Here is a 22,513-nt window from a genome sequence, read left to right as displayed (position 1 = left end):
CGGCCTACTTTTCCTTCTTCTTGTACATGGCCAGCATGCGCTGGGTGACGAGGAAGCCGCCGAAGATGTTGACCGATACCAGCATCAGCGCAACAAAGCCGAAGCCGGTGGCGATGCCCGAGGCCGAGATGCCGACGGCAAGCAACGCGCCGACGACGATGACGGAGGAAATGGCGTTGGTGACCGCCATTAATGGCGTGTGCAGCGCCGGCGTGACCGACCAGACGACGTAGTAGCCGACGAAGATCGCCAGCACGAAGATGGCGAAGCGGAAGACGAAGGGATCGATCGCGCCGCCGGACAGCGCGTGCGCGGCGTCACCAGCGGCCTCGGTGCCGGGCGCGGTGGCCAGGTTCTGTACCGCAAGGCGGACGGCAGCTGTGGCCTGGTCGAGCTGGTCGAGGGCTTTCTGCAGGGTCTGATCCATCACGCGATCCCTCCGGTGGTCTTGGGCTTCCTCGAAGCGGCCGGCCTCTTCGCAGCCGGCTTCGCCGAAGCCTCGGCAACCATCGTCTTGGCCGGAATGGCCGGCGGTTCGACATGTTGGCCCTTTGGCGGCTCCTGCTCAGCCCTGACGAAGGCGGGATGCACGACCTTGCCGGCATCGGTCAGCATGGTTGCCTTGACCAGCTCGTCGTCGCGGTTGATGGCAAGCGTCTTCGTCGCCTTGTCAACCAGCGTCTCGAGGAAGGCATAGAGGTTTCTCGCATAGAGCAGCGAGGCGGAGGCGGCGACGCGACCGGGAACGTTGAGATGGCCGACGATCTTTACCCCGTTGGCGGTGGTCACCACCTGCCCCGGAACGGCGCCCTCGACGTTGCCGCCACGCTCGACCGCAAGGTCGACGATCACCGAGCCGGGTTTCATCGAGGCGACCATCGCCGCCGAAACCAGCTTCGGCGCTGGCCGGCCGGGGATGAGCGCCGTGGTGATGACGATGTCCTGCTTGGCGATGTGCTCGGCGGTCAGCGCCGCCTGCTTGGCCTGATACTCCTTCGACATTTCCTTGGCGTAGCCGCCGGCCGTCTCGGCCGCCTTGAATTCCTCGTCCTCGACCGCCAGGAACTTTGCGCCGAGCGAAGCAACCTGCTCCTTGGCAGCCGGGCGCACATCGGTGGCGGTGACCACGGCGCCGAGGCGGCGCGCGGTGGCGATGGCCTGCAGACCGGCGACGCCGACGCCCATGATGAAGGCCTTCGCCGCCGGTACCGTGCCAGCCGCCGTCATCATCATCGGCAACGCCCGGTCATATTCGGCAGCCGCGTCGATCACCGCCTGATAGCCGGCGAGGTTCGCCTGGCTGGATAGAACGTCCATCGACTGGGCGCGGGTGATGCGCGGCATGAACTCCATGGAAAAAGCAGTAGCACCGGCCCTGGCCAACGCGGCGACGCCGGCATCGTTGCCATAGGGATCCATGATGGCGATCACGGCAGTGCCCGGCCGATAGACTTTCAGCTCGGCATCGCTCGGCCGGCGCACCTTCAGCACGACATCAGCCCTGGAAACATCGCCGGCCTTGCCGATCGCGGCGCCGGCCTTGGCAAACTCCTCGTCGGGAATGCGCGACGCCGCGCCGGCGCCAGCTTCGACGACCACGTCGAAACCCAGCGCCGCCAGCCGCTTCACCGTGTCGGGCGAGGCCGCGACGCGCGGCTCGTTCGCGTCGAGCTCACGAGGGATGAAAACCGTCTGTCCCACCGCATGATCCTTTCGGCCGCAACCCGTTACCGCAAGACGCCGGCCGGCCCCCGGCGGCGTCCTCGACAAAAATTGGAGGAGTTATCGGAGAATAAAGGCGCCGACGGCCAGGATCAGAACGAACAGGATGGTCCCCGAGAAGAAGCCGCCCACAAAGAAGCCGAACGCCATGGCCAGAAGCACTGCGGCGCAAAACAGCGACCCGTATTTGGCCAGCATCAGGAAGCCGGCATAGGTGCGGTCGTGCTCGGCATAGTCCATCTTCGCGCCCAGTTCGACAGGACCGGTCGGCGTGTGTTCAGCCATAGGAATACCCCTTCGAAGACATCTTTCAGGCACATAGCGAAAAGCCGCGTTAAGGGCAATGGCGCTATTGCCGCATCGCCGCAGCGCCGCAGCCAACAGTCTCAAGCGAAACTTGAAATCGCTGCGTCAATGATGTGCCGCAACGTGCGCAGCGGCTATGACTGACCCAACCCCTGAAACGAGGCGGGTCGGAGCGCGGCGATACCAATCACAATGGATGGCAGGTCCGCTATTGCCGATGTCGTTAGCTGGCGAGATGCGGGAACAGCCCGAGCAGGCCGACAACGATCAGATAAAGGGCGACGATATAATTGAGCAGCCGCGGCATCACCAGGATCAGCACGCCTGCAATCAGCGAGATAAGCGGGGTAAGGGCGAGTGTCGAAATGGTCATATCGGTTCCTTGGATCGGATCGCTATCGAAGCGATGCTTGGCGGATGCCAGCCTACCACCAGCACCTTGCCCAGAACGCCGAAGCTACCGGAAGGCTCCATGGGCTCGTTCAGGCGGCTTCGCGAAAATACTTGGCGGTAGGCAGGATGGTCAGCGGAGCGAGTTCGCCGGCACCGGGCGCATTGAATAACATACGCTGCTCCATTGGCGTCGAACGGAAGAATGGAAAGCGCGACAGCGACCGTTCGCGAATAGCGCCAACATCAGCACGGTAGAGCACGACCTTGTTATAGACGCCAGGATAGGCACGAGGCTCACTGATCTTCTCGGCGTAGTAGATCCGCTTGTAGAAGCCGGCGTGATCCTCGCGGATGGTCGAAAGGCAATAGGGCGCGTTGAAGTGAAAACATGCCATGCCGGCGAGCCGCAGCGTGAGATAGGGTATTTGCGGATAGACGCGCGACCATTCCGGGTCGGAGGCGAACCGACTGGGGCAGACGAAGCTCATGCCCTCCTCGAGCATCGGCATGACGATGTCACCGAAAGCTTTGGTGGAAGGCGATCTTGGCGTCGACAGCGTTACGTGATGAATACGCAGTGTGCTGACGAGTTCCTGGTCGATGTAGACACCGAACCGGAAGACGTTAGGCACCTCGTCGAGTTCGTCGTGAATGGTGTGGTTCTCGTTATCGGGAACCATATCGTTGGAACGGTACGACTTGTAGCGCAGGCGATAGATGTCCTCGAGATCCTCGCCCTTGTCGCAACGGCGGTATTCCGTCCGCTCCAGCATCGCCGAAACATTCCTGGCGAAACTAGACATAGTTTCGGACGAATTTTCACCGCCCGCGCTCGCCGCATGGCCGAGCGAACTCAACTGGGCACACATGAACTCTATTCCCCGCGATTACCGCCACCAGCCGACACTACGGACGGGTCATGAGATGTAAAGATGAAAATAAGTACGAGCTCGTTTACCGCTCGTTAAGGTTAACAATTAATAAAATTATACTAAAATACGCGGTTTTCAGCGCAAATCAGCGCCGCGGCGCCTTCCTTGCGGTCTGGATGTCTTTGGCGAATGGCCAGACGGTGCTTGACATCGTCTCGATGCCGGACGCGCTGAGTGCCGACCCGAACAGAAAGCCCTGGACCAGGTCCGGCTTGACCTGCAATGCTAGGATCTTGAGCTGTTCGAAGGTCTCGACACCTTCGACGGTAACCGAAAGTCCCAGCGGCCGTGACAGGTTGACGATGCCCTTGAGCAATTCGAGCGACCGGCTGTTCTGGGTAACGTCGATCAGGAACGAGCGATCGATCTTGATCTTGTCGAGCGGCAGTTTGTGGAGATAGCTCAGGCTCGAATAACCGGTACCGAAATCGTCGAGCGCGATGCGAACGCCGAGCCGCTTCAATTCCTCGATATATTGGCGTGTCAGCGACTTGTCATCGAGCAGCGCCGTCTCGGTGACCTCGATCTCGAGGCGGTCGGCCGGCAGACCGGAACCGGCCAGCGCATCGCGAACCTTCTGGATGACATCACGATTGCGGAAATCCTTGGCCGAGAGATTGACCGACACGCTGGTCTGGGCCGGCCATTTGGCGCATTCCGTGCAGGCCGCATGCAGGACGAAAGTGCTGATGTCGGAAATGATGCCCATTTCCTCCGCAAGAGGAATGAAGATACCGGGGGAGATCGGCCCGAGGTCGGGATGATCCCAGCGGCACAGCGCCTCGCAACTGGCGATCCGCATCGTGTTCATCGCGACGATCGGCTGGTAGACGACTCGCAGCTCCTTGTTTTCCACCGCACTGCGCAGATCCGCCTTCATCAGCTGGCGGCTGCGGAAGGCAGCGTCCATGGAGGCCTCGAACAGCCGCCAGCCGTTCTTGCCAAGCTCCTTTGCCTTGTAGAGTGCAAGGTCGGCCTTGACGATCATGGCATCGACGTCGGTATCCCTGACCCGCGAGAGCGCCGCACCTCCGCTGGCCTGGATGCGCAATCCGTGGCCGGCGACATCGACCTCGCCCTGTAGATTGACAAAGATCTCATCAACCTGGCCGGTCAGATGGCTTTCATCTTCGATGCGTTCGAAGAAGATCATGAACTCGTCGCCGCCGAAGCGGCTGACGGTGATACCTGGCCCGGCGATCGCGGCCAGCCGCTCAGCGACGGCGTAGATCAAACCGTCACCGACCGGATGGCCGAGCGTATCATTTACGCTCTTGAAATCGTCGAGGTCGAGCACGACCAGCCCGCAGAGACGGTCCGGATCGCCCGAGGCCATGGCCTCCACGACCAGCTCATGGAAATAGGCGCGATTGGGCAGACCGGTGAGACTGTCGTAGCGCGCCATGAAGCGGATCTTGTCCTCCGCCTCGACGCGGGCGGTCACATCCTCGAAAGTGATGACGCCCAGTTCCTGGCTGCCTTCCCGGGCAGAAAATTCATAGTGCTGGCCGTTGGCGAGCGAGACCAGAACCTTGCGGTCGCGGCCCTCGCGCAGGGCGCGCGTCAGTTGGGCTTCGATGTAGCGGCAATCCTTCGGCGCCAGCATGCCGCCGGCAACGCCGCGCATCAGCAGACCGTGGATCGACCGTCCGAGCAAGGCATCCGGCGATTTGAGCGACATCAGGTGCGCGGCTTCGGCATTGGCCACCGCTACCCGGCCGTCCGGACCGAGCATGACAAGACCATGCGACATGGTGTTGAGGGCGCGGTTGAAACGCTGTGCGATGCGGTTCGCCTTTTTTTCCTCCGAGACGGCGGCAAAAAGCACGTCGCGGACCGTGTCGGCGAATTTGCGAATAGCAAACAGGAATGGGGCGGACAGGAGCCCGAGAAGGATGTGGTAGATATCGCCACGCAAAAGGAACCCCAACGAGATCGGCCACGTCAAGGCAAGCGTCAGGATGGTGACCATGCGCGGGGAGCCATAGTTGCGCCCGGCAATGGAGGTGGCCGTGGCCAGCGTCAGGCAGACGGAGGCGATCTCAGCGAAATTGTCGCGCGCAAAATAGATGCCAAGCAGGCAGAAGGCGCCAAGCGTGAGCCCGTGCAAGGAGCCATAGAGGATGTAGTCGTTCTCGCGCTTGTGCGCCTCTTCCCAGGTCGCCGGCGGGGGCAAGCTGTTGTATTTGCGGAAGTTTCTCATACGGAAGATGCCGACGAGAACCATCGCGATCGCGACAAGCAGATAAAGCGGGTCGCCGCTTTTCCACCAGACAAGGCCGATCAGGAAGGTCTGCGCGACAATGCCGATCGAAAGCGTAACGCCGTCGCGAAACAGGGTTTCCACGAACGGAATGTAAACGTCGACCGGAATCTCGTTTTTTCGTCTCAGATTCACGCCTGGATCCCAACCCTGGGGAACCCAGCAGTGTCACATTCGCCTTAAGAAAGGTTTAGAGAGGCGGTTCGAGCCCTGCCGGCGTCCATCGTTGACGCTGCGGAAACAGGGAAACTACAGTTCAGGTAAACAACGGGTATCGCAGCGCTGAATCATTCGGCGGCTTGAAGCTGCGGCCGGAGCGGCGCCGTCGAAAGGCGGTCGAGCAGACGCTGGCGTTCGCCGGCGGCTTTTTCGGCACTGGCCCGCTTGACGTGGCCATAGCCGCGGATGAGCGCCGGCACCGCGACAAGCGCGGCAGCGGCCTCGATCTTGCCCGGTGCCAGCGCGCCGGCGACAAGCTCCAGGTCGGCCTCATAGATGGCAAGAAGCTGCCGCTCCATACGCCTCTCGGCGCTGTAGCCGAACAGGTCGAAAGCGGTGCCGCGCAGGCCCTTCATCGCCGCCAGCAGGCGGAACCCGTTCATCATCCACGGACCAAAGCTCGATTTCTTCGGCTTGCCGTCACTGCCGCGCCTGCCCATGATCGGCGGTGCGAGATGGAATTCGAGCCTGTCGTAACTCTGGAACTGCTTTGCGAGATCTGCGGCAAAGGAGCCGTCGGTATAGAGCCGCGCCACCTCGTATTCGTCCTTGATCGCCATCAGCTTGAACAGGTTCTTTGCGGCAGCTTCGGTCACCACGGTCGAACCGGGCACGAGCTTGGTTTCGGCCTTACGCAGCGCTGCCAGTCTGTCGGCATAGCGCTTACCATAGGCGGCGTTCTGATAGGCGGTCAGGAAGGCGACGCGGCGGGCAATGATGTCGTCCAGCGTCTCGGCAATCGCGGCAGGCTGCGTGGCCTTGCCCGGCTGGGTGAGAAGGCCGCGCACGAAATCCGGCTGGTGGGCGGCGCGGCGACCCCAGCGAAATGCCGCGATATTCATCGCCACCGCCTCGCCGTTGAGCTCGATTGCCTTCTCGACCGCCTCGTCCGACAGCGGCAAGCCGCCGTGCTGGAAGGCGAAGCCGAGCATAAACATGTTGGCGCCGAGCGAACTGCCGAACAGCGCGGTGGCGGTGTGGGTCGCGTCGAAGAAATGCGCCTTGTCGTCGCCCGCGGCAGTTCTTATCGCTTTCTTCAGCCGCTCGATAGGCAGCGAGAAATCGGCCGAACGGGCGAACTCGCCCGGCATGATCTCGGCGGTGTTGGCGAGGAAGATGGTATGGCCTTCGCGCACCGCGGCCAGCACCTTCTTTGCACCCGAAACGACGAGATCGCAGCCAAGCACGAGATCGGCCTTGCCGGCCGATACGCGAATGGCGTGGATGTCGTCCGGCGTGCGGGCAATACGGACATGGGTGAACACCGAGCCGCCCTTCTGGGCGAGGCCGGCCATGTCGATCATGCCGCAGCCCTTGCCTTCGAGGTGGGCTGCCATGCCGAGCACCGCGCCTATGGTGACGACGCCGGTGCCGCCGACACCGTCTATGATCGCCGCCCAGCCTTGTTCACCGAGTGTAAATTGCGCCGGCGCCGGCACCCCAGCGAGCGGGTCGGCCGTGCCGGCTATGCCTTCGGCTTTCCTGATTTTGGCGCCGTGGACGGTGACGAAGGACGGGCAGAAACCATTGACGCAAGAGAAGTCCTTGTTGCAGCTCGACTGGTCGATCTTGCGCTTGCGGCCGAATTCGGTCTCGACCGGCTGGATCGAGACGCAATTCGACTGCACGCCGCAATCGCCGCAACCTTCGCAGACCAGCTCGTTGATGAAGATGCGCTTGTCGGGATCGGGGAAGGTGCCGCGTTTGCGGCGGCGGCGCTTCTCGGCGGCGCAGGTCTGGTCGTAGAGCAGCACCGAGACGCCCTTGACCGAACGCAACTCGCGCTGGACGAGATCGAGGTCGTCGCGGTGGTGGATGGTGGCGCCGGCGGGAAATTCCACCTTGCCGGTATATTTGTCCGGCTCGTCGGTGACGATGGCGATGCGCTCGACGCCCTCGGCGCGCACCTGCCTGGCGATCATGTCCACCGTCAGGCCGCCCTCGTGCGGCTGCCCGCCGGTCATCGCGACGGCGTCATTGTAGAGGATTTTGTAGGTGATGTTGGCGTCGGTCGACAGCGCGAAGCGGATCGCCAGCACACCCGAGTGGTTGTAGGTCCCATCGCCCAGATTCTGGAAGATGTGCTCGCGCTTCGAGAACGGCGCCTGGCCGACCCACTGCGCGCCCTCGCCGCCCATGGCAGTGAAGCCGACGGTGTTGCGGTCCATCCACAGCGCCATGAAATGACACCCGATTCCGGCGGCGGCGAGCGAGCCGTCCGGCACCTTGGTCGAGGAATTGTGTGGGCAGCCGGAGCAGAAGAAGGGCGTGCGCGAGGCGATGTCTGACGTGTCGGCCAGCATCGCCTGGAACTGGCGCAATTTCGCCACCCGCGCGGCAATTTCTTCCGACGGGCCGATCGTTAGCAAGATCCTCTCGCCGAGTGCGATGGCAATGTCGTTGGGGTCGAGCGCGCCCTTGGCCGGGAACAGCCAGTCGCCGCGTTCGTTTTTCTTGCCGACGATGACCGGCTGCGTGGCGGTGCCGTAAAGGTTCTCGCGCAGTTGCACCTCGATCAGCGAGCGTTTCTCCTCGACGACAACGATGGTGTCTAGGCCGCGAGCAAAGTCGGCGATGTGCTGCAGGTCGAGCGGCCACGGGCAGCCGACCTTGAACAGCCTGATACCGATACGATTGGCGGCCACTTCGTCGATGCCTATGTCTTCGAGCGCCTGCCGAACGTCGAGATAACTCTTGCCGATGGTGACGATGCCAAGCTTCGGGCTGCTGCCGCCTGAATAGACGATCCGGTTCAGCCCGTTGGCGTGGATGAAGGCCGAAGCAGCGGCGCGCTTGTATTCATGCAACCGCTCCTCCTGGCCGAGCATGTCGATCTCGTTACGGATGTTGAGGCCGCCGGGCGGCATGTCGAAGTCCGGGATGACGATATCTAGCCGGTCGAGCGCGGCATCGACCGAGGCCGTCGATTCGATGTTGTCCTTGACGCATTTGATCGCCGCCCAGGTGCCGGCAAAACGCGACATGGCAAAGCCGTAGAGGCCGTAGTCGATGATCTCCTGGACACCGGCCGGATTGAGGATCGGCACCATGGTGTCGACAAACAGGAACTCGGTGGCATGCGCGTTGGTCGAGGATTCGGCCATGTGGTCGTCACCCATCAGGGCCAGCACGCCGCCATGTTTCGACGAGCCGGCGAGATTGGCGTGACGGAACACGTCGCCGGAGCGGTCGACGCCCGGACCCTTGCCGTACCAGACCGAAAAAACGCCGTCACGAGTGCCCTCGCCCAGCAATTCGGCCTGCTGCGAGCCCCAGCAGGCGGTGGCGGCGAGCTCCTCGTTGAGACCGGGCTGGAAGACGATGTCCGACTGCGCGAGCTGGTCCCGGGCCTTCCACAGCTGCATGTCGAGGCCGCCGAGCGGCGAGCCGCGATAGCCGGAGACGAAACCGGCGGTGTTCAGGCCAGCCCGGCGGTCGCGCTCGCGTTGCATCAGAAGCATGCGGATGACTGCTTGGGCACCCGACAGGAAGATGCGCTCCTTTGCCAGGTCGAACTTGTCGTCGAGCGCGACATTGTGCAGCGTCATCAGGCATTTCCTGTGCGGAAGCCGCACCTGGAGGGTGCGCGGCCAACGTCGGAGTCAAGTACCTATAGTCTTTCTTCCCTTGCCGGGGAGGTCAAACAAAATCGAAGCCGCCAGGCGGTCCGCAACAAATCATCAACGCCGCGCCCGCCGGCGTAAGAAACCGCGCGTCGGCTGTTTTCGACAGCAATAAAATTCCGCGCCATCCGATGCCGTCGAAAAATGCGTCAGAGACCTTTCGAACAGTCGGGCTTAGGTTCGTTCGGCAACTTGCCGTCCGGGTGGCCGGCAAGGTCCGGATTGGGCGTATAAAGCTGATCGATGACCAGCGGCCGGTCGGGCAGGACGGACTGGTCCTCCGTCGACATCAGAGTGGTGTCGATCTTCTGGAGGATCGTGCCGTCAGCGTCCTTGATGCTGATCGCGATCGCGTAAGGCTTGTCCTTGACGACGCATTGAAGCGCCGGACTCTCCAGCGTCACCTTGTCGAGCTTCGGCCAGATTTTCTGCTCGACGGCCAGCGGCTCGCCGCCGGCCGGGTTTTGGAAGCTGGCGACCGCGACCTGCCCCTCCCCCATCGGCCGCAACGGCCGCAGCGTAACGAGGTAGGTCGCCCTGGCGAGGCGATAGTTGAACACGAATATCTTGCCTGAAATCTCGAACAATTTGCCATCGCCGTTGTCGTCCGTGCCCGTCTCGCGACAGGCGCCGAGCGCTGCAGCCACAATCAGCGCAACCCCGACAACGATCGAGCGCGAAAACAGCCTAGCCATTCTGGGCCTCGCCATTGTGGACCTCGTTCGCCGCCGTCCGGCGGCGATAGTGACGGTTTGCCTTCTGGCGGTTGCCGCATACCGCCATGTCGCACCAAAGGCGGCTGGAATTGCGGCTTCGGTCGACAAACAGCCAGCTGCAGTTGGGACAAATCCTCAGCCTGGCGATGGTGTCGCCGCGCAGCAGCGACAGCGCCGAGACCGCCAATGCCGCCTCAAAGGCGATCGGCGTCGCCGGGTCGCCGAACGGTTTTCCAAGCGTCCCGATTTCGGTGCGGCCATGGGCGAGGCCGTCGGCGCAGGCTTCCAGGAATTCAGGCATGTCGGCGGTGGCGATCGCACCTTTCGACACCGCGCGGCGAAACAGCCGATCGGTGGTTTCGCGGATCGACAGTACCACCGGCGCGATCTTGTCCGGCGACGGGGCCTCCAGCCGCCTGCCGCCGAGCTCGGCGGCGCGAAAGCCGCTGGCGGCTTCGGCAAAGCGGGCAATCTCGGCGGGATCGTCGAAACGGTCGAAGGTCTTCTCCGGATGGTGCCGCAGCACAACGGTGTTCGCCGTGTCGAGCGCAAGCATGCCGCCGGTGAAGCGGTGCGGAGTCCAGGATACCGTCATGCGATGAAATCTAACCGATAAATCGCATTTGACAAGTTAGATTCCGAGTGCAACGCTCTTCACGGCTGCGAGCGCCGCGGCTTGTAGCACTTTGATTTTGTGCATGATCCCAGCGAAAGTCGATTTCCGATTATTCGGAGCCATGCACCGAGGATTTTGCATGCTCTATTTCTTCCAGCAGGTTCTGAACGGGCTGCATTCGGGCGCGCTCTACGCACTGCTTGCCTTCGGCTATGTGCTGACTAACGGCATCCTGCACCGCACCAATCTTGCCTATGGCGCGCTGTTCGCCTTTTGCGGGCAAACGATGATCCTCACCGCGGCATTCGGCTATCAGGCACTGTGGCTGACGCTGCTTGCATCGGTCGCGCTCGGCATAGTTGCGGCGTTTCTCTACGCGGCGCTGATCAGCCACGTTCTGTCACGAAGCATCTTCGAACCCTTGGCCGACCGCTCGCCCAATGCGATCGTGGTGACAACGCTCGGTATATTGCTGGTCTTGTCGGAAGCCAGCCGCATCGCCGCCAACACCCACGATCTGTGGTTGCCACCGATGCTGGCCCAGACCATCGTCTTCGCGCAGAGTGCCAGCTTCAAGGCGACGTTGACGCTGATCCAGTTGCTAGATTGCGCTGCCGTGCTGGCGGCCATTGCGCTGGCTGCGTGGGGCTTCACACATTCGAGCTTCGGCCGCAGTTGGCGCGCCGTTTCCGACGATCCCAAGGCTGCTGCGATGTGCGGTGTCGATGTCCGCGCGGTGTTTCGGCGTGCGGTGCTTTTCGGCGGCCTTTGCGCTGCGCTGACCGGCGTGCTCGCCGGCTTCTACTACGGCAACATCAGCTTCGGCACCGGCCTGGTCTACGGGTTGAAGATCCTGTTCGTGACGGCAGTAGGCGGCTATCTTTCGCCGCTGCGGGCGGCACTGGGCGCCGCCGCTTTCGGCATGGCCGAATCGCTATGGGCCGGCTATTTCCCGCTCGAATGGCGCGATGCCTGGATATACCTGTTCCTCGTCGCCATGCTTGTGCTGATCGGCGCCGGCCGCGACCAACAGAAGATCGCCTGAGCCGCACCCGACTTTGGTTGGTGAAAGAGCCGCATGTCCTTGGACATGCAAAGGACGCGGCAGCTTTTTTGCCGGTCGTCACCTCACAACTGTGTTTATGCGGGCAGGCCCGTGTTGACCCGCCGAACCACGCACTGCATACCGTTGGTCCACAGCGGCGCAACGGACAGGGAACCGCCGCGCTCTGACACAAGGGAGGAATGCATGGCAGGGCTTCTCGCTCTTTCCAGAACCATTGACCGTTTGAACGAATTCATCGGCAAATGGGTATCGTGGCTGATCCTGCTCGCAATTCTGGTAAGCGCCGCTAACGCCGTCATCCGCAAGCTGTTCGACATGTCCTCGAACGCCTGGCTGGAATTGCAGTGGTATCTGTTCGGCGCCGCCTTCATGCTGGCCGCCGCCTACACGCTGAAGCAGAACGACCATATCCGCATCGACATCGTCTACGGCATGTTCTCGCGCCGCGTGCAGCACTGGATCGACCTTTTCGGTCACGTCTTCTTCCTGATGCCGTTCGTGACATTGATGGTGGTCTATTTCGTTCCCTATGTGTCGCTGTCGTATCGCAGCGGCGAGATGTCGAACAATTCCGGCGGGCTGATCATCTGGCCGGCGAAGGCGATCCTGCTGGTCGGCTTTTTCCTGCTTGCGCTGCAGGGCATTTCCGAAATCATCAAGAAAATCGCCATCATGCGCGGTCATATGGACGATCCCACTCCATTCATATCGGTGCATGAACAGGCCGAGCTAGAAGCCAAGGCGCTCGTCGAAGAGGTGCGCTCGTGATCGAGTTCATCGCCCAGAACATGGCGCCGATCATGTTCGCCTCGCTGATCTTCTTCCTGCTGATCGGCTACCCCGTCGCCTTCTCGCTTGCCGCCAACGGCCTGATGTTCTTCTTCATCGGCGTGCTGCTGTCGCCCTATTCGGGCGGCTCGATCAACCTCGCCTGGCCGTTGCTGCACGCGTTGCCGGACAATTTCTACGGCAGCCGGGTGATGTCGAACGACACGCTGCTGGCGATCCCGTTCTTCACCTTCATGGGCATCGTGCTCGAACGATCCGGCATGGCCGAAGACCTGCTCGACACGATCGGCCAGTTGTTCGGACCGGTTCGTGGTGGCCTGGCCTATGCCGTGATTTTCGTCGGCGCGCTGCTGGCCGCGACGACCGGCGTGGTGGCGGCTTCCGTCATTGCCATGGGGCTGATTTCGCTGCCGATCATGCTGCGCTACGGCTACGACCGGCGGCTGGCATCCGGCGTCATCGCAGCATCGGGCACGCTCGCCCAGATCATCCCGCCGTCACTGGTGCTGATCGTGCTGGCCGACCAGCTCGGCCGCTCGGTCGGCGATATGTACAAGGGGGCGCTGATCCCCGGGCTCATTTTGACCGGCATCTACATGCTCTACATCCTGCTCATGTCGATCGTCCGGCCGAAGTCGATGCCGGCACTGCCGCTGGAGGCCCGCACGCTCGGTCACGGTGTGCTGTCGCTGCTGGCGGCGCTGCTGGCGGCGGTGGTGGTTTCCTATGCCGCGTATCGCTACCTCGCGCCAAACCATGGCGGCAATGCCGATATCCTCGGCGCCACCATCGGCGTGATCTTCATCTATGTCGTGGCGATCATCGACCAGCGCCTGAAGATCAACCTGATGTCGAGGTTGGCACAGCAGGTGATCATCGTGCTGATCCCGCCGCTGGCGCTGATCTTCCTGGTGCTGGGTACCATTTTCCTCGGCATCGCCACGCCGACGGAGGGCGGCGCCATGGGCGCCGTCGGCGCGCTGGCGATGGCGGCGATGAAGGGGCGGCTGTCGCTCGACGTGGTCAAGCAGGCGCTGGCCTCAACGACGCGGCTGTCGTCCTTCGTGCTGTTCATCCTGATCGGCGCGCGGGTGTTCTCGCTGACCTTCTACGGCGTCAATGGCCACATCTGGGTCGAGCACCTGTTGACGTCGCTGCCGGGCGGTGAAGTCGGTTTCCTGATTGGCGTCAACATCCTCGTCTTCGTGCTCGCCTTCTTCCTCGATTTCTTCGAGCTCGCCTTCATCATCGTGCCGCTTTTGGCGCCGGCGGCCGACAAGCTCGGCATCGACCTGATCTGGTTCGGCGTGCTGCTCGGGGTTAACATGCAGACCAGCTTCATGCATCCACCGTTCGGCTTCGCGCTGTTTTATCTGCGCTCGGTCGCCGCACGCGTGCCCTATCTCGACCGGCTCACCGGCAAACAGATCGCGCCCGTCACCACCGGGCAGATCTATTGGGGCGCAGTGCCGTTCGTCTGTATCCAGGTGATCATGATCGGCCTGACCATCGCCTTCCCGCAGATGGTGATGCACTACAAAGGCGCCGTCGTCGATCCAGCGACGATCGACATCAAGGTGCCGGAGATGCCCAGCCTGTCGCCGCTCGGCACGCCGCCGGCCGGTGGCAGCACGGCACCCGCTGCGCCCGGCGCGCAGGACCTGTCGCAGCCGCCAAGCTTCGACGAAAAGCCGCCCGCGAAACCGGCGGCACCGGCAACCGATCTGTCGCAACCACCGAGTTTCAATTGACGAAGGCCCGGCAGCCATGAAGGCGGTGCGACTGGAGCGAGTGGGCGGCCTCGCCGTGTGCGAGGTCGAGAAACCGACTGCCGGACCGGACGAGCTGCTGGTGCGGATCGAGGCGTGCGGCGTCTGCGGCACCGACCGGCATCTTTTCCATGGCGAATTCCCGTGCACGCCGCCGGTGACTCTCGGCCATGAATTCTCCGGCATCGTCGAGGCGATCGGACCTGCCGTATCCGGCTTTGCCGTCGGCGACCGCGTCACCGGCGATCCCAACATCGCCTGCGGCCGGTGCGCGCATTGCCAGGCCGGCCGGGTCAACCTCTGCGGCAATCTGCGTGCCATCGGCATCCATCGCGATGGCGGCTTTGCCGAATATCTTGCCCTGCCGCAGAAACAGGCTTTCGTCCTGCCAGGCGATCTGACGCCGACGCATGGTGCGTTCTGCGAGCCGCTCGGCTGCTGCCTGCATGGCGTGGACCTTGCCGCGATCAGACCAGGTTCGTCGGTTGCCGTGCTCGGCGGCGGCGTGATCGGCCTGCTCACCGTTCAACTGGCAAAGCTCGCCGGTGCGACGACCATCATCCTGTCGACGCGCCAGGCCTCGCGGCGCGCCCTTGCCGAGGAACTTGGCGCAACGGCGACGGTCGATCCCAGCGCTTCCGACATCACCGACGCGATCGTCGGCCGGTCGGGTTTGATGCCGGGCGGCGTCGACGTGGTGTTCGAATGCGCCGGCGTGAAAGACACCGTCGAGCAGGCGATGCGGCTGGCCAAGGCGGGCGGCACAATTGTCGTCGTCGGCGTCATGCCGCAAGGCATGAAAGCGGCGTTCGAACCGTTCGACCTGCTGTTCCGCGAGTTGAAGGTCCTGGGCTCCTTCCTCAATCCCTTTACCCATCGCCGGGCCGCCGATCTCATCGCCTCGGGTGCGATCGAGGTAGACCGGCTGATATCCCGACAAGTCGACCTCGACGAGGCGGTGGCGATCATTGCCAACCCGTCGGCACCAGGTGAGGTCAAGGTCCTGGTAGTGCCTCAGGGCTGATCGATCGGGCCAGTTGCCACCGGCGGGGCGACCGGTTACAGAAACTACGCCGAAAAAGACATTGCCGGTTCGGTAGTCCGGCTCTTCCCGTCCTGAGCACGATGCTCGGGGAAGCCTGTTCGCCACATTACTTGTGGGAGAACCCGCGGCCGGCAAGCGAGGCGAAACTCGAGAGCCGGTCGGGTCACGTCCGGATTTTCGGATGTAGCGGTCCCGCCGGTTTGCGCTCTTCGGTCGAAGCCTGTCCGCATTCAACCCGTGGCAGGAGACGCATCATGAAACTGAACCACATAAATCTCGTCACCACCGAAGTTGCCGGCCTTGCCCGCTTCTTCACCAGCCATTTCGGCTTTGAATTTGTCGCCGTGCGCGGCAAGGACGCCTTCGCGGTTCTGCGTGGCATCGATGGCTTCATCCTCAATCTGATGAAGCCGGGGAAAGGCGAGCCCGCCAGCTATCCGGACGGCTTTCACGTTGGCTTCTTCGTCGGCAAGCCGGAGTTTGTGCATGCAAAGCGAGCCGGGCTTGCCGATGCCGGCCTGCAACCGGGCGAGGTCCAGCAGCTAATGCGCGGCCGCATCCAGTCGACGACGTTCTATTGCCATGCGCCGGGTGGAGTACTGGTCGAAGTCAGTGCGTCCGAAGGCTGACAGGGAAGGACCGCGGGGCGTGGCTCGCGGTCCTTTGACGAGATCCATCAAACGCCTGGAGCGGAATGCATTCAAACCAAACGGGACATCCGCTTTGTTTTAGCCCTTTTCTGCGACGCCGAGTGGAGCCACTCGGCGTCGCAGAATATTCTAGAGCTTGCCGTTGCGCTGCTGGACCATCATGAAGGTGTCGTAATTGTACTCGGCCACCTGCGCCCAGAGATAATGCTCCTTGCGGAACGCCTTGATCGAGTCCCAGATCTTCTTGAACGGCGCGTTCGAGGCTTCCATCTCGGCATAGACTTCGTTGGCCTTTTCGAAACAGGCGGCCATGATCTCCTGGCTGAACGGGCTCAACTTGGCGCCGCCGGCAACCAGCCGCTTCACCGCCGCCGGGTTGAGGTAGTCGTATTTCTGCAGCATGTTGGCGTCGGCCGCTTGGGCGGCAGTGTGCACCAGCGACTTGTAAGCCGGCGAAAGTTCGTCGTATTTCGCCTTGTTGAACATCAGATGGACGGTCGGTCCACCTTCCCACCAGCCGGGATAGTAGTAATAGGGCGCAACCTTGTAGAAGCCGAGCTTCTCGTCGTCGTAGGGGCCAACCCATTCGGCGGCGTCGATCGTGCCTTTTTCCAGCGCCGGATAAATGTCGCCACCGGCGATCTGCTGCGGAACTACGCCGAGCCTTTGCACCACTTTGCCGGCAAAACCACCGATACGCATCTTGAGGCCGGAAAGGTCGGCGACCGTTTTGATCTCCTTGCGGAACCAGCCGCCCATCTGCACGCCGGTATTGCCGCCCGGCAGCCCGAACAGACCCTGCGTCGCCAGGAACTCGTTGAACAGATCGATGCCGCCGCCATGATAGTGCCAGGCGTTTATGCCGCGCGCGTTGAGCGAAAACGGAACCGCCGCCCCCAGCGCCCAAGTCGGGTCCTTGCCCCAGTAATAGTATGCCACCGTATGGCAGGCCTCGACGGTGCCGGCAGTGGTGGCGTCGGCGGCCTGCAGGCCGGGAACGAGTTCGCCGGCGGCGAAGACCTGGACCTGGAAGTTGCCGTCGGTCGCCTCCGACAGCATCTTGGAAAACACTTCGGCGCCACCATAGATCGTATCGAGCGACTTCGGGAAGGACGACGCCAGCCGCCAGGTCACTTTCGGGTTGGACTGGGCGATGGCCGGCGCAGCAAGTGTCGCGGCAGCGGCCGCGGCGCCGAAACCGGTGGTGCCGGCCTTGCGGATGAACGAACGACGATCCATGAAGTTCCTCCCTTTTGGATCAACTGACCGACATTCGGGACGCTTCGGGGCCCGGATCGGCTTCGAGCCCGACAATACACAGGCAAGGAGTCGAGTCCAGCGTGGCAGCCCGGTTTGAGTGGCGCATTTCGGGGAAATTCACGGCGTTGGGGCAGATCTTGCAACTATAGTCTAAGGTCGATTAACTGGCCTACGCGACACGCCGAAACTTGCCATGGAAATGCGCCTTCGGATCGCCTATTTTGCAGGCAGATAATTCGTTGCACCCGATGGGATCCGGACCAAATGCACCAGCCGCTCGTCGCCATATCGACCGACGTCCGCCAGTTCGACAATTACATCTGGCATGCCGCGCCACAGCAATATCTTGAAGCGGCGCTTTCGGGTGCAGGCGTGTTCCCGCTGCTGGTACCGTCCTTCGGCGACCGGCTCGACTTCGATGAACTGCTTTCCGCCGTCGACGGCGTCATGGTCACCGGTTCGAAGTCCAACGTTCATCCCTCGCTCTATGGCGGTGACGCCAGCGAAGCCAATGGTCCTTACGACTCCGCCCGCGACGCGACGACGTTGCCACTGATCCGCCGGGCGGTGGAGCGCGGGGTACCGCTGCTCGCCATCTGCCGCGGAATCCAGGAGATGAATGTGGCACTGGGCGGCACGCTGGCGACCGAAATCCAGGAACGCGTCGGTTCGCTCGACCATCGTGCGCCGGCAAGCGACAATCAGGACGAACGCTTCGCCATCCGCCAGAGCGTGTCGATAAAACCCGGCAGCTGCCTGGCCGGGGTCTTCGGCGCCGGCGACATCCTGGTCAATTCGGTGCATCGCCAGGCCATCGATCGGCTTGGCCCGAAGCTGCAGGTCGAAGCGGTCGCCGCCGACGGCACTGTCGAGGCGGTTTCGGTCAAGGACGCCCGCGCCTTCGCTGTTGGCGTGCAGTGGCATCCAGAGTACTGGGTCGAATCTGACAACATCTCGGCAAAGATTTTCCGCGCCTTCGGCGACGCTGTACGTCTGCATCAGGCGGCGAAATCGGGCGCGCGCGCAGCGGCAGAATAGCGCTCGTCAGTTGCCGGCCGACGCCAGCGATAGCAGCGGCAGCGCCGGCGCGTAGGATTCGTAACCGTCGCCATCGGCGACTGAGAACATGACGATTGGATCGGTGCCGTTGGCGCTGAATGTGACCGTGCCGTCATTCTGCTCTCGCCAGAACTTCGCCTGCTCGACACCGGGCAACACCCGGCGGCAATTCGCGGCGACCGTCAACAGCGACAAGCCTTGCGAAATCTCGGCGCCACGGCTGACCGCACAAGACGCCTCGTCACCATGGGCTACCAGCCGGTAGTTGCCGGATGAAGGTGGTGACTCACTGGCTGCACGGCTTTCACCGCTACCGGCATAAAACAGCTGGACGCTGCCGAACAGCACAGCAACCGCCATCAATGCAGGAAGCGTTTTCATCCTGTTTCTCCGCGCATTTCAAGCGCGCCGCGTTCGAAGAGATCAGGAGGCGCGCTTCATCTTGCTGTCATGTGCTGTCAGGCGGACAGACACTAGGAAGGGACCAGAATGATTCCGAAGGGTTAAGCTGAAGTTAATAGATATGGCAGCCCGCTTACGGCCTTGCCTTGACATTTGCCGTCTCCGGCACCGGCGTCAGTGCCTTGCGCTGCGAAAACCACGAGACCAGATTGTCGACGCATAGGTCCGCCATGGCGCGGCGGGTGTGCTGCGAGGCGGAGCCGACATGTGGCAAAAGCGAGGTGTTGGGCGCGGCAAGCAACGCCGCTGGCACATTCGGCTCGTCGGCAAAGACGTCTAGCCCGGCAGCGGCGATGCTGCCGCTGGCAAGTGCGGCGGCAAGGGCTGGCTCGTCGACCGTGCTGCCCCGGCCGATATTGACGAAGACGCCGTTCGGCCCAAGAGCCGAGAGGATTTCGGCATTGACTGCCCTTTCCGTCGCGGCCCCGCCGGGCGCCACCGAGATCAGTGTGTCGACCGCCTCGGCGAGACCTTTCAGCGTCGGGTGATAGTCATAGGACAGGCCTTCGACGCGGCGCCGGTTGTGGTAGGCGATGGGCAGCCCGAAAGCGTCGAGCCGGCGGGCAATGGCGAGGCCGATGCGGCCCATGCCAAAGATACCGACATGGCGCCCGCGCAGGGTCAGCCGGCTCAGCGGATAGTTGCCTTTGCGCAGCCAACTTCCGTCGCGCAGCCAGGCCTCGGCGCGCGGCAGTTCGCGGATGGTGTTGATCAGCAAGCCGAGCGCCGTATCGGCGACCTCTTCGGTCAGCACATCCGGGGTGTTGGTGACCATGATGCCGCGCTGTACGGCGTGGCGGACATCGACAGAATCATAGCCGACGCCGAAATTGGCGATGATCTCGAGCTTTGGCAGCGCGTCCATCAACGCGGCGCTTATGCCGCCGAAGGCGGCTATGCCGCGCACCGTACGGCGCATGTCGTCGGTGACCAGCGACGGATCGGCGCCTTCGATCCGGACGCGGCTGAACGCCCCGTCGATGCGGCCGACCGCATGGTCGTTGAACTGGCCCGGCACCAGAATGGCGACAGCTTGCTGTTCGGTTTTTGTCATGCACGTTCCACCGGTTTGCCGGTCGACTGGCGCACATGCAGTTCCGGCTTGATCAGTTCCTGCGACGGCCGCACCGTCTGTCCGTTGAGTTTGTCGAGCAGCGCGCTGGCGGCGCGGCGGCCAACCTCGCGCTGGCCGTTCCAGACCGTGGTCAGTGCCGGCGTCGCGATCGCCGCTTCCTCGAGGTCGTCATAGCCGGTAACGGAGATGTCGATGCCCGGCACCAGCCCCGCGCGCGCAATGCCGTTCATCAGGCCGATGGCGACGAGGTCGTTCCAGCAGCAGGCCGCGGTAGGCCTGTCTTTCAGCGCCAAGAACTGCCCGGCAGCCTCGAAGCCGGCCTGCTTGGTGCGCGGGCCGGCGATACGCCATGACGGCCTGACCTCGAGCCCTGCCGCCTCCATGGCGTTGACATATCCCTGATAACGGTCGCGGCCGGTCGACGTCTGGTCGGTACCGCCGATCATGGCGATGCGCTTGTGGCCAAGCGAGATCAGATGATTGGTAGCAAGCCCGGTGCCATAGGCATCGTCGCCGCGAAACACCGGCACGTCGGCACCTTCGACGGTGCGTGCAATCAGCACTGCCGGGAGACCGTTCTCCTCGGCCATGATTATGTCTTCGGGCGGCGTGCCGATGGCTGGCGACATGATGACGCCGTCAGCGCCGAGCTGCAGAAGCGTGTCGATGAAGGTGCGCTGTTTCTCGAGTTGGTCGTAGTGGTTCGACAGGATGAAGGTCTGCCGGCTGCGGTCGAGTTCGCTCTCGATCGAACGCAGTATCTCGGCAAAGAACGGGTTCATGATGTCGTGGACGACGACGCCGACAATGCCCGAGCGTGAGGTGCGAAGGCTGGCGGCGCGGCGGTTGTAGATATAGCCGATGGCGCGTGCATGTTCCTTGATACGGTCGCGGGTGCCGCCGGCGACCAGCGGGCTGTCGCGCAAGGCCAGCGAGACCGTGGCCGTGGACACGCCGAGCGCATCCGCGATGGTCGAAAGCTTGATCTTCTGTGCCAGCGCCCTGCGCTCCCGAAGCAATTTAAACTGTTTAAAGGCCGGCTCTTATGCCATCGATCCCGAGCAAATCAAAGTTTTTTTGCCAGCGCTTCCGCCTCCGCGTCCAGCGTCGCGCGGTTGTGCAAGCGAAGCCGGTGCTCGCGGTGGACGATGTAGAGGCCGCTGGCGACGATGACGGTGGCACCGACCAGCGTCCAGCGGTCGGGAAACTGGTTGAAGACGATCAGGCCGGAGATGATCATCCAGATCATCTGCGAATAGGGATAGGGAGCCAGGGCCGTGGTGGTGGCAAGGCGATAGGCCTGCACAAGAAGCCAATGGCCGATGGCGCCGAAGACGCCAAGCATCAGCAATATGAACCAGTGCCAGCCATCCTGCGGCAGCGAAAGCGAAAACGGCAGTGTCGGCAGCAGCAGCACGGCCGGCGCCAGCGCCGAAAACAGGATGAGACTTTCCGAGGTTTCCGTCGCCGACATACGGCGCGTCATGATGACGTAGAAACTGTTCGATAGCATCGAGCCGAGCGCAAAGAGATGGCCGATGCCAAAAACCCCGATGCCCGGCCGCGTGATGATGAGGACGCCGACAAAGCCGCTCATGATCGCCAGCCAGCGCCGCCAGCCGGCCCATTCGCCGAGCAACGGACCGGCAAGCGCGGTGATCACCATCGGGCCGAAGAAGTAGATCGAGGTGGTTTCCGCCAGCTGCAGCGTCCGCAGCGCCAGAATGTTGAACATGGTCGATCCGAACAGGAGCAGACCGCGCGTGAGATGCGCCGGCAGGTTGGCGGGACGAAAACGCAACGGCTCACGCCATCCGCGCAGAAAGACGCCGACAAGCAGGACATGGACCGCGAAGCGGGTCCAGGCGACGATCAGCGCCGAGACGCCAGCCAGCACAAGGTACTTGCTGCTGGTGTCGAGGAAGGTGAAAAACACATAAACGGAAAGCATGCACAGGATCGCCGCCGGCGACGTCGCGCTTTCGTCTTGTCTTGGGGGAGCATTCAATTTCAGGCCGGACGGGAAGCAAGGCAGTCCCTCACCAATGCGGGAATTGTCGCCAGCGGGCAAGCCAAAAGAGGCTAGCACACCGACAGGCGACGACAGGCTCAGTTTTGTTCCTGGTGGCCGGAGAGTCAGGTGTGCATGCGGGCACCCTTGGTGATCTTGTCGACGAGCTTCTTTTCGGCGCGAAGCGCGATGCCGACCACCTTGGCATCCTCCGGCGCAAATTCGGCAAAGACGGCACGGTTGGCCAGATCGTACCCAGTCGAAAACATTTCCTCGACATAGAGCGAAACCGTCACACCACGCTCCAGCGCCCGCCGCTGGATCGTTCCGAGCGCCTGGCCGTCTGCCGAAAGCACGATGACCGGCTGGATCGATAGCGGGTTGTAGATATTGCCGGCGCGGTCACGGTAGGGCTCGCCGATGAGGTCGGGAAACTGCGCGACGATGCCGCTGGTCAGAAAGGCGGTGACGTTGAGCTTCTGCCAGACGGGAAGATCGTCCCTGAGCACGATTGCAAATTTCCTATCGAACATGCGA

The 22,513-nt window shown here is 62.6% G+C and carries 21 protein-coding genes; 6 read left to right on the top strand and 15 right to left on the bottom strand.

Annotated elements, in window-relative coordinates; translation table 11 throughout:
- Positions 1-4: 4 nt before the first annotated feature.
- From NKH63_RS22830 to NKH63_RS22790, 9 genes are all read right to left on the bottom strand, one after another.
- Positions 5-427 (bottom strand): NAD(P) transhydrogenase subunit alpha part 2, encoded by a 423-nt coding sequence (locus tag NKH63_RS22830; RefSeq protein WP_036244434.1) that lies wholly within the window; start codon positions 425-427, stop codon positions 5-7.
- Entirely contained in the window at positions 427-1,701 is a 1,275-nt protein-coding gene (locus NKH63_RS22825; protein ID WP_023718041.1) for a Re/Si-specific NAD(P)(+) transhydrogenase subunit alpha, read from the bottom strand. The genes NKH63_RS22830 and NKH63_RS22825 overlap by 1 nt, the downstream gene beginning before the upstream one ends.
- 81 nt (positions 1,702-1,782) lie before the next feature.
- The gene (locus NKH63_RS22820) at positions 1,783-2,007 is read right to left on the bottom strand and encodes an aa3-type cytochrome c oxidase subunit IV (RefSeq protein WP_023718042.1); all 225 of its coding nucleotides are present in this window, start codon (positions 2,005-2,007) and stop codon (positions 1,783-1,785) included.
- Between the two features lie 244 nt (positions 2,008-2,251).
- Positions 2,252-2,401 carry a DUF3096 domain-containing protein gene (locus NKH63_RS22815; protein ID WP_023718043.1) on the bottom strand — a complete coding sequence of 50 codons (150 nt, stop codon included), beginning with the start codon at positions 2,399-2,401 and terminating at the stop codon, positions 2,252-2,254.
- A gap of 109 nt (positions 2,402-2,510) precedes the next feature.
- Entirely contained in the window at positions 2,511-3,194 is a 684-nt protein-coding gene (locus NKH63_RS22810; protein WP_245278538.1) for an N-acyl amino acid synthase FeeM domain-containing protein, read from the bottom strand.
- 244 nt (positions 3,195-3,438) lie between these two features.
- On the bottom strand, positions 3,439-5,751 hold the full coding sequence (locus NKH63_RS22805; protein ID WP_352859850.1) for a putative bifunctional diguanylate cyclase/phosphodiesterase: 2,313 nt from the start codon (positions 5,749-5,751) through the stop codon (positions 3,439-3,441).
- Positions 5,752-5,903: 152 nt separating this feature from the next.
- Positions 5,904-9,383, bottom strand: a complete 3,480-nt coding sequence (locus NKH63_RS22800; protein ID WP_352918841.1) for an indolepyruvate ferredoxin oxidoreductase family protein — start codon at positions 9,381-9,383, stop codon at positions 5,904-5,906.
- Between the two features lie 224 nt (positions 9,384-9,607).
- Positions 9,608-10,153 carry a hypothetical protein gene (locus NKH63_RS22795; RefSeq protein ID WP_023718048.1) on the bottom strand — a complete coding sequence of 182 codons (546 nt, stop codon included), beginning with the start codon at positions 10,151-10,153 and terminating at the stop codon, positions 9,608-9,610.
- Entirely contained in the window at positions 10,146-10,769 is a 624-nt protein-coding gene (locus NKH63_RS22790; RefSeq protein ID WP_352484382.1) for a CGNR zinc finger domain-containing protein, read from the bottom strand. Before NKH63_RS22790 ends, NKH63_RS22795 begins: the two co-directional genes overlap by 8 nt.
- 160 nt (positions 10,770-10,929) lie before the next feature.
- Here NKH63_RS22790 and NKH63_RS22785 point away from each other — a divergent pair, with 160 nt between their 5' ends.
- From NKH63_RS22785 to NKH63_RS22765, 5 genes are all read left to right on the top strand, one after another.
- The gene (locus NKH63_RS22785; protein ID WP_352918839.1) at positions 10,930-11,835 is read left to right on the top strand and encodes a branched-chain amino acid ABC transporter permease; all 906 of its coding nucleotides are present in this window, start codon (positions 10,930-10,932) and stop codon (positions 11,833-11,835) included.
- Between the two features lie 204 nt (positions 11,836-12,039).
- Positions 12,040-12,624 (top strand): TRAP transporter small permease subunit, encoded by a 585-nt coding sequence (locus NKH63_RS22780; RefSeq protein ID WP_023718051.1) that lies wholly within the window; start codon positions 12,040-12,042, stop codon positions 12,622-12,624.
- Entirely contained in the window at positions 12,624-14,396 is a 1,773-nt protein-coding gene (locus tag NKH63_RS22775) for a TRAP transporter large permease (RefSeq protein ID WP_031193698.1), read from the top strand. Before NKH63_RS22780 ends, NKH63_RS22775 begins: the two co-directional genes overlap by 1 nt.
- 16 nt (positions 14,397-14,412) lie before the next feature.
- Positions 14,413-15,438, top strand: coding sequence for a zinc-dependent alcohol dehydrogenase family protein (locus tag NKH63_RS22770; protein ID WP_023718053.1), 1,026 nt, complete (start codon positions 14,413-14,415; stop codon positions 15,436-15,438).
- Positions 15,439-15,713: 275 nt separating this feature from the next.
- A complete protein-coding gene (locus NKH63_RS22765) occupies positions 15,714-16,088 on the top strand; it encodes a VOC family protein (protein WP_352484380.1) in 375 nt (124 codons plus the stop codon).
- 150 nt (positions 16,089-16,238) lie between these two features.
- On the opposite strand, the gene NKH63_RS22760 is transcribed toward NKH63_RS22765, so the two are convergent.
- A complete protein-coding gene (locus NKH63_RS22760) occupies positions 16,239-17,348 on the bottom strand; it encodes a TRAP transporter substrate-binding protein (RefSeq protein ID WP_023718055.1) in 1,110 nt (369 codons plus the stop codon).
- Between the two features lie 285 nt (positions 17,349-17,633).
- Between NKH63_RS22760 and NKH63_RS22755 the strand changes: the two genes are divergently transcribed.
- Positions 17,634-18,407: a gamma-glutamyl-gamma-aminobutyrate hydrolase family protein gene (locus NKH63_RS22755; protein ID WP_352484379.1), complete on the top strand. Its 774-nt coding sequence runs from the start codon at positions 17,634-17,636 to the stop codon at positions 18,405-18,407.
- 6 nt (positions 18,408-18,413) lie between these two features.
- Here NKH63_RS22755 and NKH63_RS22750 read toward each other — a convergent pair whose 3' ends face one another.
- The 5 genes from NKH63_RS22750 to NKH63_RS22730 all read right to left on the bottom strand — a co-directional run bounded on the left by NKH63_RS22750 (position 18,414) and on the right by NKH63_RS22730 (position 22,509).
- Entirely contained in the window at positions 18,414-18,809 is a 396-nt protein-coding gene (locus tag NKH63_RS22750; RefSeq protein ID WP_352484378.1) for a hypothetical protein, read from the bottom strand.
- A 154-nt stretch (positions 18,810-18,963) separates the two neighbouring features.
- Positions 18,964-19,944, bottom strand: a complete 981-nt coding sequence (locus NKH63_RS22745) for a 2-hydroxyacid dehydrogenase (protein ID WP_023718057.1) — start codon at positions 19,942-19,944, stop codon at positions 18,964-18,966.
- The gene (locus tag NKH63_RS22740) at positions 19,941-20,963 is read right to left on the bottom strand and encodes a LacI family DNA-binding transcriptional regulator (protein ID WP_023676245.1); all 1,023 of its coding nucleotides are present in this window, start codon (positions 20,961-20,963) and stop codon (positions 19,941-19,943) included. The genes NKH63_RS22745 and NKH63_RS22740 overlap by 4 nt, the downstream gene beginning before the upstream one ends.
- A 68-nt stretch (positions 20,964-21,031) precedes the next feature.
- Positions 21,032-21,916: a DMT family transporter gene (locus tag NKH63_RS22735; RefSeq protein ID WP_352918837.1), complete on the bottom strand. Its 885-nt coding sequence runs from the start codon at positions 21,914-21,916 to the stop codon at positions 21,032-21,034.
- Positions 21,917-22,101: 185 nt separating this feature from the next.
- Positions 22,102-22,509 (bottom strand): DUF2000 family protein, encoded by a 408-nt coding sequence (locus NKH63_RS22730; protein ID WP_352918835.1) that lies wholly within the window; start codon positions 22,507-22,509, stop codon positions 22,102-22,104.
- Between the last annotated feature and the right edge of the window lie 4 nt (positions 22,510-22,513).

The organism is Mesorhizobium sp. M0960 (assembly GCF_040319055.1).
Taxonomy (GTDB): domain Bacteria; phylum Pseudomonadota; class Alphaproteobacteria; order Rhizobiales; family Rhizobiaceae; genus Mesorhizobium.
This window is presented reverse-complemented; position numbering and strand designations above follow the sequence as displayed.